This is a genomic window from Streptomyces sp. NPDC014894 (genome assembly GCF_043080985.1).
GTDB lineage: Bacteria > Actinomycetota > Actinomycetes > Streptomycetales > Streptomycetaceae > Streptomyces.
The window spans coordinates 252,850-265,373 of the sequence record NZ_JBIBWD010000002.1 but is presented as its reverse complement, the minus strand read 5'-3'; the positions used below and the strand labels follow the sequence as shown (position 1 = coordinate 265,373).

The following is a 12,524-nucleotide window of genomic DNA, read 5'->3' as shown; positions in this document are numbered from 1 at the left end:
TGTTCGGGGGCCGATACGAGGAGAGCACGATGAACGCGGACCAGCGGGAACCAGTGGTGCAGATCGACACGACCACGCCCCATTCGGCACGGGTGTGGAACTACTGGCTGGGCGGCAAGGACAATTACCCCGTCGACCAGGCCCTGGGCGCGCGGCTGGAGGAGATGTTCCCGCAGATCATCGACATCGCCCGGGCCTCGCGCCAGTTCCAGGCGCGGGCGGTGCGGCATCTGGCCGAGGAGCTGGGCATACGGCAGTTCCTCGACCTGGGGACCGGGCTGCCCACCGCCAACTCCACGCACGAGGTGGCCCAGCGGTCCGCGCCGGAGGCCCGCATCGTCTATGTCGACAACGACCCGATCGTGCTGGCCCACGCCCGCGCGCTGCTGGTCGGCCGGCCGGAGGGGGCCACCGACTATGTGCACGCGGATCTGACGGATTCGCCGACGGTCCTGCGCGAGGCCGCCAAGACGCTCGACCTGTCCCGGCCGGTCGCGCTGATGCTGCTCTCCACGCTGGGCCATGTCGCGGACGACGCCGAGGCCGCGGCCCTGCTGCGCGGCTATCTGGACGCCTTGCCCGCCGGCAGCTGTCTGATCCTGTGCGACACGATCGAGACGCCGGAGACCCGTGCCGGTTCGGACGAGTACGCCAGCGGCGGCGCGCTGCCCTATGTCTCGCGCCCCTCGGAGACGGTCCGCTCCTTCTCGGACGGTCTCGAACTGCTGGAGCCGGGCTTCGGCTCGATCAGCAACTGGCGTCCCGAGGAGCCCGTCACCGGCGAGCCGGTCGAGCAGTGGGGCTTCGTGGCCGTCAAGCGCTGAGGTCCGTACCTCCGTGGACGGCGGACGGCCCGTCCCTTCACCGAGGGGCGGGCCGTCCGCCGTCCCGGGGCCGCACACCGAACACCGGGCGCCGACCGGCGGACCGTCCCGCGCCCCCTGCCCGCGCACTCGGCCCCGAGCCGGCGGCCGATCGCGCTGACGCCCGTTCCGTTCAGAACAAGTCAACAGAGTGTCAACAAAGACTCCGTCAGGGATCGCCGAAATGGCCAAAGCGATCGGCATACGTCAACAAAAGATCAACGCCCATGTCAGACTGGCCATTTTGGATCAAGGAAAGGGCTCTGCGACGTGAGTACGGACGTTCCCTTCACCTTCACCCTCCTTGGCACGGTCCGCGGCTGGCGGGGAACCGAGGAACTCTCCCTGGCGGGACCGCAGCAGCGCACGGCGCTGGCGATGCTTCTCCTGGCCGGAGGCCAGCCGGTCACCATGGAGGAGCTGGTCGGCGGCTTGTGGGGGCCGGACTCCCCCAGGGCCGGCACGACGACCGTACGGACCTACGTATCGCGCATCCGCACCCTCCTGGAGCCGGAGCACCGCCGGACGGGCGGCCCCACCCTGCTGGTTTCGGCCGGATCCTCGTACGCCCTGCGGCTGCCGGCGAGCGCGCTGGACGTGACGCTCGCCGAACAGGAGAGCGCGGCCGCCGAGAAGCGGCGGGCCCACGACCCGCGCCAGGCCCAGATCCTGCTGAGCCGGGCCGTCGGGCGCTGGCGGGGCGCGCCGCTCACCGGGCTGTCCGGCCCCTTCGCGGAGGTCTGGCGGGAGCGGCTCGCCCAGCGCCGGCTGAGCCTGCTCGAAGCCAGGATCGAGCTGGACCTCGAACTGGGCGACGCCCGCCCGGCGGTGGCGGAGCTGACCTCGGCGATCGCCCGGGACCCGCTGCGGGAGAGCCTGCGGCTGCTGCTGATGCGCGCCCTCTACCAGTGCGGACGGCAGGCCGAGGCGCTGGAGGTGTACGCCGACACCCGCTCCGTGCTCGTCCGGGAACTGGGCATCGACCCGGACCCCCGGCTGTCCGAACTCTACGAGCGGATCCTGCGCTCCGACCCCGAGCTGCTGCCCGACCGGGCCGGATCCGCCCCGGAACCGGCCCCCTCGCCGAGGTCGGGCCCCGCCCCGGCTCCCGCCGCCGTCGCGACACCGACACCGGCTCCGGCTCCGACCCCGGCGCAGCTTCCGGCCGACATCGCCGACTTCACCGGCCGGGAGCGGCTCGCGGACGGGCTCGCCGCGGCCCTCGACGCCCCCGCGGGCCCCGCCGTGCCCATCGTCGCGATCTCCGGCATGGGCGGCACCGGCAAGACCGCCCTGGCCGTCCATGTCGCGCACCGGCTGCGCGCCCGCTTCCCCGGCGGTCAGCTCTTCGTCGACCTCGCCGGGGTGACCGACCGCCCGGCGGACCCGCACACCGTGCTGGGGCATCTGCTGCGCTCGCTCGGCGTCCCCGAGGCGGGCGTTCCGGAGGATCTGGACGCCCGCGCCGCGCTCTACCGCACGATGCTGGCCGAGCAGCGGATGCTGGTGGTCCTGGACAACGCGGCCGGCACGGAGCAGATAAGACAGCTGCTGCCCGGCTATCCCTGCTGCGCCGTGATCGTGACCAGCAGGGCACGGCTGGCGGCCATGCCCGCGCACTCGGTCGACCTCGATCCCTTCGACCCGGGCGAGGCCCTGGAGCTGCTGGCCTCGATCGTCGGCCGGGAGCGGGTCGCGGCCGAGGCGGAGGCGGCGCGGGAGCTGGTGGCCGTCTGCGGTCATCTCCCGCTCGCCGTGCGGATCATCGCCGCCCGTATCGTGGCCCGGCCGGGCTCGGGCATCGCCGACTCCCTGCGGCAGCTGTCCGACGAGCGGCGCAGGCTCGATCAGCTGCGCTCCGGCGAACTGGACGTCCAGGCCTGCTTCCGGCTCGGATACGACCAGCTCGGCCCGGAGGCGGCGCGCGCGTTCCGGCTGCTGGCGCTCCCCGAGTCCGAGACCGTGTCGCTGGCCTTCGCGGCCGCGCTGCTGGACATCGACGAGTTCGACGCCGAGCGGCTGCTGGACGATCTCATCCACACCGGTCTGCTCCAGTCCCCGCGGCTGGGCCGCTATCGCTATCACGACCTGCTCCGGCTCTTCGCCCGCGGGCTCTGCGCCGAGACGGACACGGAGGAGCGGATCACCGCCGCTCTGTCGCGGCTGCTGGACTTTCTGCTGGCGACGGTCCGCGACGCCTACCGGGCGGTCCGTCCCGGCCATCTGATCGCCTCGCTGCTCGACGCCGGCCCGGCGTCGGGGGCGGAGTTCCCCGACGCGCGCTCGGCCCACGACTGGTTCGAGCGGGAGCGCGACGGTGTGCTCCGGCTGCTGCTCCAGACCGTCCGGCGAGCGCCCGGGCTGGTGGGACAGGCGGCCGATGTGCTGCTCGGGCTCGATCCGCTGCTGGAACGGGCCTACGCCTGGGCCGACATGGTGGAGCTGGGGGACGCGGTGGCGAGCGCCGCGCGCGGCGCAGGTCTGCCCCGGGCCGAGGCCGCCACGCGCTACATGCTCGCCGGGGCGCTGTGGCAGCTCGGCCGGTCCGCCGAGGCGGCCGGGCACATCGAGCGGGCGATCCTGCTCTGCCGGGAGCACGAGCACCCGCTGGTGCTCGCCGAGGTGATGCTGGTGAACGCGCTGATCACCGCCGCCCGCGACGGCGGCCACGACCGCCGCACGGTGGAGCTGCTGTGCGAGACGGCGGAGTTCCAGCGGAGGGTGGGCAATCCGTCCGGGGAGGCGAACGCCCTCGGCAGCCTCGCCTTCGCGTACACGGCGGTGGGGGAGCCGGAGGGGGCGATTCGCGCCAGTACGGAGTCGATCCGGCTCTATCGGGAGCTGGGCGACCGGATGGGCGAGGCGCAGGCCCTCGTCATGCGGGGCGGGGCCCTGGGGCTGGCGGGCGACACCGACGCCGCGACGGCCTGCTACACCAGGTCTCTGGCGCTCAGCCGTGAGCTGGGGACGCGTTTCCTGGAGGCGGGCACGCTGTACCGGATCGCGGAGATCCGGCTCGCCCGCCCGGACGCGGCCGGGGCCGTCGCGGCGGCCGAGGAGGCGCGGGCCGTGAGCCATGAGATCGGCATGCTGCGCTTCGAGGCGCGCGCCCTCGCCACGCTTGGCAGGGCGCTGGCGGTGCTCGGGCGGCGGGAGAGCGCCAGGGACCGGCTGGGCGAGTCGGTGGCGATCTATCACCGGCTGGGGCTGGCCGAGGGCGCCGGGGCCGAGAAGGCCCTGGCCGAGCTGGCGGGACCGGCGATCGCCCCGGTCGTGCCCCTGGTACGGGAGGGCTGACCGGGGCGCGACGGCTGCCCGGGCGGGATGCCCCGGGCCCGCTCTCCTGGCGCGGTCCCTGGGCACGCTTGCCGGGCATGCCCCCGGGGCGCATTCCCCAGGCACGCGCCCCGGGCGTGCCTCCCCGGGCGCGGGGGTGTTCACCGCGCGCCCGGGCCCGGGGCGTTCAGCGCGCGCCCGGTCGCGTTCACCGCGTGCGCGTACCGGGGCGCGGCGTCAGCGGTAGCCGAAGGCCCGGCCCCCGACCGCGCGGACGGCGAGGTGGTAATTGGCCGCGATGAGCTTGCACTTGGTGCGCGATCTGCCCCGGTACGCGTCGTCGCAGGTCCGCTTCATCTCCCGGTAGAACTTGGCGTCGATCGACTTCCGGGTCGCCCTGGTGGGGCTGAGCTTCAGCTTCCCCTTGCCGCCGTAGTTGCGATAGCCGAAGTCGTGCTGGTCGCACGCGCTCCGAAACCTCTTCTTGTACGGGAAGTCCTTCATCGGCACGCTGCAGCCGTCGGCGCGCCAGTTGAAGGGCTTCACCCGCTCGGCCCTGGCGAACTTCCGGTAGGTGAGCTTCATGATGCGGTCGGCCCGTCGCCTCAGCTCGGCCTTGCCGACCGCCGCCCCGGCCGCGGGGGCCGCTCGCTCGGACCGGTCCGCTCCCGCCGCCCGAGCGGGGGCCTCCGCCGCGCCGGCCGGTCGCACGGAGACCGCGCCCGCCGTCCCCGCCGGCTGAGCGGCGGCCGTGCCCGCCGTGCCGACCGCGCCGGCCAGCGCCGTCGCGACCAGCGCGCCGGACACGAGTGCCGCGCCCAGGGCGCTCTTCCTGCCGTACATCACTGTCTCCTCCATCGCCCGCGGTCCCGTCACCGGGACGGCCCGTCCGCCGGACACGGCCGCCCAGAAGGAGCCTGCCACCGAGGAGGCCCGGAGAGAACGGATCGGACGCGGGCGCGGACGCCACAGGGCGGGCCGGCTGTACCACCCCGCGCGCCGGGGGCGGTCCGCCCGGCCGCCGCCGGAGCCCGTGGCGGCGGACTCCGGCCGTGCGCACCGGGCTTGCCCCTGACGTGCGCGTCAGGGGTTAGCTTCACCGGACCGCGCGGCGGGCGCGGGGTTCGCGCCCGCCGTCCCGAACTCGCCGAGGAGTCCCCGTATGACCACCGCTGTGCCCCGCGCCGCCCGCGAAGTCCGGCTCGCCGTCGTCCCGTCGGGGCTGCCGGGCCCGGAGCACTTCACCGTCGCCGAGACACCGCTGACCCCGCCGGGAGCGGGCCGGGTGCTGGTGCGGAACCAGTACTTCTCGGTCTTCCCCGCGCTGCGCACGCTGTTCGGGACCGAGATCGAGGACACGCCGCTGCCCGGGCTGCGGAGCGGGGACGCCCTCTTCGGCCCCGCCGTCGGCGAGGTCGTCGCCGCGCCCGCCGACAGCCCGCTGCGCCCCGGCGACCAGGTCGTCCATATGCTCGGCTGGCGGGACTACGCCCTGGTGGAAGCCGCCCACTGCACCCCTGTCGACCCCGCGCTGCCCGATCCCGTCGCCCATCTCGGTCTGGGCTCGGTGGCGTACGGAGCGCTCACCCGGCTCGCCCCCGTCCGGGAGGGCGACACCGTGCTCGTCACCGGCGCGGCGGGCGCGGTGGGTTCGGTGGCGGGGCAGATCGCCCGGCTGCTCGGCGCCGGAAGGGTGATCGGCAGTACGGGCTCCCCGGCCAAGGCGGAGCGGCTGAAGTCCGAGCTGGGGTACGACGCCGTGGTCCTGCGCGGGGCCGGGTCCTTCGCCGCCCGGCTCGCCGAGGCGGCCCCCGACGGCATCGACGTCCTGCTCGACCTGGTCGCGGGCGAGCAGTTGACCGCGGCGGTGGACGCGGCCCGGCCGGGCGCCCGGTTCGCCCTCGCCGGCACCCTCTCGGCGCAGCTGTCGCCCCATCAGGCGGGCGACAGGGCGCCCGTGGAGATCGACGCCTTCCGGGTCGTCGTCCGGGGCATCTCCCTGCGCGGGTACAGCGGCGCGGACCACCCCGAGGTGGAACGGGAGTGGACCGGCCGGTTCGGCGCCTGGCTGCGGGCCGGCGACATCCGCTTCCCCCATGTGCGGATCGCGGGTCTCGACAGGGCTCCCGAGGCCCTGCGGGACGTGATCGCGGGCCGCTGGTTCGGAGCCGTGATCGTTGAGCTGTAGCCCTGGAGCCGTCAGCCCTTCGGCCGGCGGCCGCCGGCGATCAGCGGCGGGGCGGGAGCGGGTCGGCGGAGCGGTGGTCGTGGACGGGCGGTCGTGGAACCCTGGCCCCATGACGACGGGGACAGAGGGGACCGGGATGCGCATCGGCGACGCGGCGGCGGCGGCGAACACCACCCCCAGGGCCCTGCGCTTCTACGAACAGCGCGGACTGCTGCCCCCGCCCGTCCGCACCGCCTCCGGCCAGCGGGTCTACGGCCCCGACACGATCGCCCGGGTCCGGGTGATCCGTGATCTCCTCGCCCTGGGCCTCACCGTCGAGGATCTGCGCGGCTGCGGCGACCGCCTTCGGCTCCTGGCGGAGAATCCGTCGCTCCCCTGTGCCCGCGCGCGGGAGGACTCCCCCGGGGTCGCCGTGCGCCGACTCGCCGCCCTCGACGCCGAGATCGCCCGGCTCACCGAACTCCGCGACAGGCTCGCCGACCGCGCCCTCGGAGACCGCTCCCTCGGCGACCCCGCTCTCACCGAGGGCTGATCCCCGCCGGACCTCCCGCCCCTCTCCCCCGTAAAACGTGCCGGCCGGACCTCCCGCGCCCTGCGGGAACGCGTGCCGAAGCGCCGCCCGGTCGGGGCGACCCGACCGGGCCCCACCGTGCGGCTCCGGGACAGCGCGCCCGCCGGAGCCTAGGCTTCCGGCGAAACCGGTGAAACCGGTGAAAGCAGATGACAAGGGCACCCCCGCATCCGCCGGCGGCCGATCGCGGGAAGAGCGGGAAGAGCGGGACGTACCCAGCGGTACGGACAGACGGACAGACAGACCGACAGAACAGGCGGACGGACGGGACCGGTCGGCACGGCGGGCCCGCCGCCCGGCCCCTCGGAGAAGGGACGGCTGCCATGCCCCCGACCATCAGTGACTCACCCGATGTCGTGGTCGTCGGAGCCGGCGTCGCCGGACTCGCCTGCGCCCACGATCTGCTCCGCTCCGGTCTCCGGGTCCAGCTCGTCGAGGCGTCCGACGGCGTCGGCGGCCGGATGCGCTCCGACCGCCACGAGGGCTTCACCGTCGACCGGGGCTTCCAGGTCTTCAACACCTCCTACCCACAGGTCCGCCGCCGCCTGGCCCTGCGCGAGCTGCGGCTGCGCCCCTTCACCCCGGGCGTCCTGGTCGCGACCGAACGAGGGCGGCTCCGGTTCGGCGACCCGACCCGGCGGCCGCGCCGGCTGTCCGGCCTGCTGCCGGGGCGGCTCGCGCCGGCCCGCGATCTGCTGGCCCTCGGCGCGCTGTCGGCCCGTGACGCGCTGGCGCCCGTCCGTACGCTCAAACACGCCGAGGAGCGCACCACGCGGACCGCGCTCGCGGCGGCGGGCTTCTCGGAGCGGTTCGTCGAGGAGTTCTTCCGGCCCTTCCTCTCCGGCGTCTTCCTGGAGGACGAACTGGAGACCTCCAGCCGGGTCTTCCATCTGGTCTGGCGCAGCATGCTGCGCGGCACGCTCTGTCTGCCGGCCCGGGGCATCGGCGCGGTGCCCGCCCTGCTCGCCGACGCGCTGCCCGTCGGGACCGTCCGGCTGGAGACGCCCGTGGACCGGCTGACCGACGAGGGAGTCCTGCTCTCCTCGGGCCGTGAGATCGCCGCGCGCGCCGTGGTGGTGGCGACCGGGCCGGGAGCGGCGGGCGCGCTGCTGCCCGGGCTGCGGCTGCCGCCGTACCGGGTCGTGACGACCTACTACCACGCGGCCGTCTCCTCCCCGCTGGCCGAACCGACGCTGCTCACGGACGCCCGGCGGCGCTTCCTCAACACCTGTGTGCCGAGCGAGGTCGTGCCCGGTCTCGCCCCGGCGGGCCACTCCCTCGTCGCGACGTCGGTCCTCGGCGAGGACGCGCCCGGCCGGGAGGCCGCGCTCCGGGAGGCGCTGGCGGAGGCGTACGACGCCGACGCCGGGGGCTGGGACCTGCTGACCGTACGGACCGTCGCGGAGGCGCTGCCCGCCATGACGCCTCCGCAGCCGCTCAGCCGGACCTCCCGGCAGGGTCCGGGGCGTCATGTGTGCGGCGACCACCGGGCCACCGGCTCGGTGCAGGGGGCGATGGCGTCCGGCGCGCGGGCGGCGCGGGAGGTACTGTCCGATCTCGGCGGAGGGGCCGCCCGCTGACCGGGGCGACAGCGGGGGCCGCTCGCCGACCGGGGGCGGCAGCGGGGGGCAACGCACCATCACGGGTGCGGGCGGTTGCGGGCAGGTGCGGACGGGTGCGAACAGGTGCGGACGGATGCGGGCGGAATCACACGTTCGAGGTGCATCCGTTCGGGGGACGTGTCCGGAACGCCCCGTGTCGGACGTCTCGCTCCCCCGCGACGACCTGCCGCCGGCCGAAGGTTTCGGCCGGTACGGGGGCGGCCGACCGCACCACCGGACCGTGTCCGTGCTTCGCCGAAGTGGCCGAAGCGGGCGCAAGCACCCTCTGGAGAGAGATGTTCACCACCGCGCGACGGGCCCGCCGGCTCATCCCCGTCGTCCTGCTCCTCGTCTGGCTGGGCATAGGCGGCGCCCTCGGCCCCTTCGCGGGCAGGCTCGGCGAGGTCGCCACCAACGACCAGGCCGCGTTCCTGCCCCGGAGCGCCGAGTCCACCGAGGTCATCGCGGCGCAGCGGGCGTTCCAGAAGGACGAGCCGCTGCCCGTGATCGTCCTGTGGACGGCCGACGACGGCGGGCCGGCCGAGGCGCTGCGGGAGGAGGCGGACCGGGCGCTGGCGCCGCTCGCCGCCGAGCCCGGGTTCGGCGGCCGGCCCTCCCCCGTAATGGTCTCGGAGGACGGGAAGGCCCTCCAGAGCGTCGTGCCGCTCGGTCCCGGGGCGGGCGAGGATCTCGCGCCCGCGCTGGAGCGCGTCGAGGCGGCGGCCGAACGCGTCCCGGGCACGACCGTCCGGCTGGCGGGGCCGGCCGCGGGGCAGGCGGATCTGTCCGCCGCGTTCGCGGGGATCGACGGTCTGCTGCTCGGGGTGGCTCTCGCGACCGTGCTGGCGATCCTGCTGCTCGTCTACCGGAGCGTGCTCCTGCCCCTGATCATCATCGTCGGCTCGGTCTTCGCCCTCGCCCTGGCCTGCGCGGTCGTCTACGCGCTCGCCGATCACGGCGTGGTGCGCGTGGACGGGCAGGTCCAGGGGATCCTCTCCATCCTGGTGATCGGAGCGGCCACGGACTACGCGCTGCTGCTGACGGCCCGCCACCGCGAGGAGCTGGCGCGCGGGGACGGCGACCGGTTCACGGCCGTACGGGCGGCGCTGCGGCGGTGCACGGGCGCGATCACGGCGAGCGCCGCGACCGTCGCGCTGGGGCTGCTGGCGCTGCTGCTCAGCGATCTGACCAACAATCGGGCGCTCGGGCCGGTCGGGGCGATCGGCATCGTCTGCGCCGTGCTGAGCACTCTGACGTTTCTGCCGGCCGTGCTGGCGCTGCTCGGTCGGGCCGCCTATTGGCCGGCGCGTCCCCATCGCGCCGAGGGCGCGGCGGACGGCCGGGGCGGCCGGGGCGTGTGGCCGCGGGTCGCGGCCGCGGTCGACCGGGCGCCCCGCAGGGTCTGGGCGCTGTCGCTCGCCGGTCTGCTGGCCTGCGCGGCCTTCGCGCCCCTGCTCACCTCGAAGGGCGTCCCGCTGGACGAGATCTTCGTCAACGACGCGCCGTCCGTCGCGGCCCAGAAGACCCTCGGCCGGCACTTCCCCGGCGGATCGGGCAGCCCGGCGGTGGTCATCGCGGACGCCGACCGGGCCGGGCGGGTGACGGCGGCGGCCCGGGCCACCGAGGGGGTGGCGGACGCGACGGCCCTGACGGAGTCCGGCCGCCCCGGCGCGGAGCCGCGGGTCGTGGACGGCCGGGTGCGCGTCGACGTCACCCTCCAGGACGCGGCGGACAGCGACGCGGCGAAGGACACCGTGGTCCGGCTGCGGGCGGCCCTGCACGCCGTGCCCGGGGCGGACGCGCTCGTCGGCGGCCCCACGGCTCAGCAGTACGACACCCGGATCACCGCGGAGCGCGATCGCGCGGTCATCGTCCCGGTCGTCCTCGCCGTCATCCTGGTGATCCTGGTGGGGCTGCTGCGCTCCCTGCTGCTGCCGGTGCTGCTCGTGGCCACCGTGGGGCTCAACTTCCTCGCCACCCTCGGCGTCTCGGCGCTCGTCTTCGAGAATCTGCTCGGTTTCAGCGGCACCGATCCCTCCGTGCCGCTGTACGGCTTCGTCTTCCTGGTGGCGCTCGGGGTGGACTACAACATCTTCCTCATGTCCCGGGTCCGGGAGGAGTCGCTGCGCCACGGGGTGCGCGAGGGCGTGCTGCGGGGCCTCGTCGCCACCGGCGGGGTGATCACGTCCGCGGGGGTGGTGCTGGCCGCGACGTTCGCCGCGCTCGGGGTGATTCCGCTGGCCTTCCTCGTCCAGATCGCGTTCATCGTCGCCTTCGGTGTGCTGCTCGACACCCTGGTCGTCCGCTCCCTGCTGGTGCCGGCCCTGGTCCGGGACATCGGCCGCGCCGTCTGGTGGCCGGGGTCGCTGAGCCGCGCCGACGGGCGGGACACGGCGGCGTCCTGAGCGCCCGCCGGGGCGGAAGCGGTACGCGGAGGCCGTACGCGGAGGTCTGGCGCGGCGGTCCGTCCGGGGGCCTCGCGCCCGGGTGCGTCGGCGATCCAGTGCTCTCAGCGCGCTCCGGGGCGTCGGCGGCCCCGGCCCCCGCCCCCGGCGGCCCGCTCCGGGCCGCCCCGGAGCGCGAGGGCGACGACGCGCCGCCACAGTCCGTGGAAGGAGGCCGGCCGGGCCGTCGCCCGGGCGAGGGGCACCCGCACCCGCAGGGCCCGGGGCCTGATCACGCAGATCACCGGGGTGGGCAGTTGGAGGGCCTCGCCGTCGACCGCGACGGGGAGCGTCCCCGGTCCGGCCGAGACGGTCACCTCGCGGGCCGTGGCGGTGGACAGGCTCATCGCCCTCTCGCCCCGTACCGCCAGGTCCGCCGCGTCGGCGATGCCCGTGATCCGGATGCTCCGGACGCCGAGCCGGCCCGAGTCCAGACGGGGGCGGCGGCCCAGCTCGGCGAATCCGCCCGCCGCGTACGGGTTGTTGCTGACGAGGAGGGCCTGCGCGGGCTCGACGGCGGCGCCGTCGGTCTCGGCGGTGAAGGGGGTGCCCGCGCCGCCGGACAGCAGTCCGGGCAGGACGTCCAGGACGGTCGCGGCCTTGGCGTCCCGGTAGGCGGGGTTCTGGACGATGTCCGCGTACGCGCCGAAGGAGACGGTGTTGACGAACGGGCGGCCGGACACCGCGCCGAGGTCGACCCGCACCTCCAGGCCGTCGGAGAGCGCGTCGAGGGCGCGGGCGGGATCGGTCAGATCGAGGCCGAGGTCCATCGCGAAGTGATTGAGGGTGCCGGCGGGCACCACGGCGAAGGGCACGTCGTGCGCGCTCGCGACGCCCGCCACGAGCGCCTGGGTGCCGTCCCCGCCCGCGACCCCCAGCAGGTCGGCGCCGTCGGCGAGGGCCTGCCGGGCGAGGGCCGCGACGTCCTGAGGGCGATCGGCGTCCAGGACGACGACCTCGCACCCCAGGGCCCGGGCCCGCTCCACGAGGGCGAACTCCCCGACCTTGCCGCCTCCCGAGCGCGGGTTCATGACGATCCACGGTCGTTCCGGCGGCGGTCGCACCACCGCGTGCGCGGGGGCCGTGCTCCGCTGCCGTACCGCCTGCCGGGCGCAGGCCAGCCCCGCCGCCCACAGGGCCGCCGCGGCCAGCGCGTACCCCCACAGGCCGCTGCTGAAGAACAGGACCGGCACGATGACGACGGCCGCGGCCGCCAGCAGCGCGCCCAGGAGCCGGAGGAGGCCGCGGTGCGCGAGAACCCACCACGCGCCGACGCCGACCGCCGCGAGACCGGCCAGGGCCGCCAGGAGCAGACCCACCCCGTGCGGTCCGGCGAGGACGAGCAGCGGCACGCCGATCAGAACGGCCGCCCCGGCGCAGCCGAGGGCCGCGACGGCCAGGAGCCGTGCGGACACCGCCGGCCTTCCGGGCAGCCTCATCTGCGCATCCCTCCGGGATCAGGCTAGGGGCCGGGGGCAGGCCCCGCACGCGGGGGCGTACGGGGAGGCGGGAGCCGGGCGTACGGGGAGGTCGGAGCGGGCCCGGCCCGAACTCCCGACGGCTCGTCGCACGAAAACGGCC

Annotated in this window: 8 protein-coding genes; 6 read left to right on the top strand and 2 right to left on the bottom strand. The window is 75.4% G+C overall.

Features of this window, described 5'->3' with window-relative positions; genetic code table 11:
- Positions 1 to 29 precede the first annotated feature (29 nt).
- Both ACF089_RS05235 and ACF089_RS05230 read left to right on the top strand, forming a co-directional pair.
- A complete protein-coding gene (locus tag ACF089_RS05235) occupies positions 30 to 824 on the top strand; it encodes an SAM-dependent methyltransferase (protein WP_392022084.1) in 795 nt (264 codons plus the stop codon).
- Positions 825 to 1,133: 309 nt separating this feature from the next.
- Entirely contained in the window at positions 1,134 to 4,160 is a 3,027-nt protein-coding gene (locus tag ACF089_RS05230) for a BTAD domain-containing putative transcriptional regulator (protein WP_392022081.1), read from the top strand.
- Positions 4,161 to 4,376: 216 nt separating this feature from the next.
- On the opposite strand, the gene ACF089_RS05225 is transcribed toward ACF089_RS05230, so the two are convergent.
- Positions 4,377 to 4,982 (bottom strand): phospholipase A2, encoded by a 606-nt coding sequence (locus tag ACF089_RS05225; protein ID WP_392022078.1) that lies wholly within the window; start codon positions 4,980 to 4,982, stop codon positions 4,377 to 4,379.
- 319 nt (positions 4,983 to 5,301) lie between these two features.
- Between ACF089_RS05225 and ACF089_RS05220 the strand changes: the two genes are divergently transcribed.
- The 4 genes from ACF089_RS05220 (at position 5,302) to ACF089_RS05205 (ending at position 10,904) form a co-directional block, all read left to right on the top strand.
- Complete coding sequence (locus ACF089_RS05220) at positions 5,302 to 6,327, top strand: MDR family NADP-dependent oxidoreductase (protein ID WP_392022075.1); 1,026 nt, start codon at positions 5,302 to 5,304, stop codon at positions 6,325 to 6,327.
- 136 nt (positions 6,328 to 6,463) lie between these two features.
- Positions 6,464 to 6,859 (top strand): MerR family transcriptional regulator, encoded by a 396-nt coding sequence (locus ACF089_RS05215; protein WP_392023365.1) that lies wholly within the window; start codon positions 6,464 to 6,466, stop codon positions 6,857 to 6,859.
- Positions 6,860 to 7,221: 362 nt separating this feature from the next.
- Complete coding sequence (locus tag ACF089_RS05210) at positions 7,222 to 8,478, top strand: NAD(P)/FAD-dependent oxidoreductase (RefSeq protein WP_392022073.1); 1,257 nt, start codon at positions 7,222 to 7,224, stop codon at positions 8,476 to 8,478.
- Positions 8,479 to 8,795: 317 nt separating this feature from the next.
- The gene (locus ACF089_RS05205) at positions 8,796 to 10,904 is read left to right on the top strand and encodes an MMPL family transporter (protein WP_392022070.1); all 2,109 of its coding nucleotides are present in this window, start codon (positions 8,796 to 8,798) and stop codon (positions 10,902 to 10,904) included.
- A 104-nt stretch (positions 10,905 to 11,008) separates the two neighbouring features.
- Here ACF089_RS05205 and ACF089_RS05200 read toward each other — a convergent pair whose 3' ends face one another.
- Positions 11,009 to 12,358, bottom strand: coding sequence for a diacylglycerol/lipid kinase family protein (locus ACF089_RS05200; RefSeq protein ID WP_392022067.1), 1,350 nt, complete (start codon positions 12,356 to 12,358; stop codon positions 11,009 to 11,011).
- Between the last annotated feature and the right edge of the window lie 166 nt (positions 12,359 to 12,524).

What these genes read in the sequence shown, in the direction of transcription:
- ACF089_RS05225 (WP_392022078.1), bottom strand. Translation starts at nt 4,982, where the DNA reads ATGTACGGCAGGAAGAGCGCCCTGGGCGCGGCACTCGTGTCCGGCGCG.
- ACF089_RS05220 (WP_392022075.1), top strand. Translation starts at nt 5,302, where the DNA reads ATGACCACCGCTGTGCCCCGCGCCGCCCGCGAAGTCCGGCTCGCCGTC.
- ACF089_RS05215 (WP_392023365.1), top strand. Translation starts at nt 6,464, where the DNA reads ATGCGCATCGGCGACGCGGCGGCGGCGGCGAACACCACCCCCAGGGCC.
- ACF089_RS05205 (WP_392022070.1), top strand. Translation starts at nt 8,796, where the DNA reads ATGTTCACCACCGCGCGACGGGCCCGCCGGCTCATCCCCGTCGTCCTG.
- ACF089_RS05235 (WP_392022084.1), top strand. Translation starts at nt 30, where the DNA reads ATGAACGCGGACCAGCGGGAACCAGTGGTGCAGATCGACACGACCACG.
- ACF089_RS05210 (WP_392022073.1), top strand. Translation starts at nt 7,222, where the DNA reads ATGCCCCCGACCATCAGTGACTCACCCGATGTCGTGGTCGTCGGAGCC.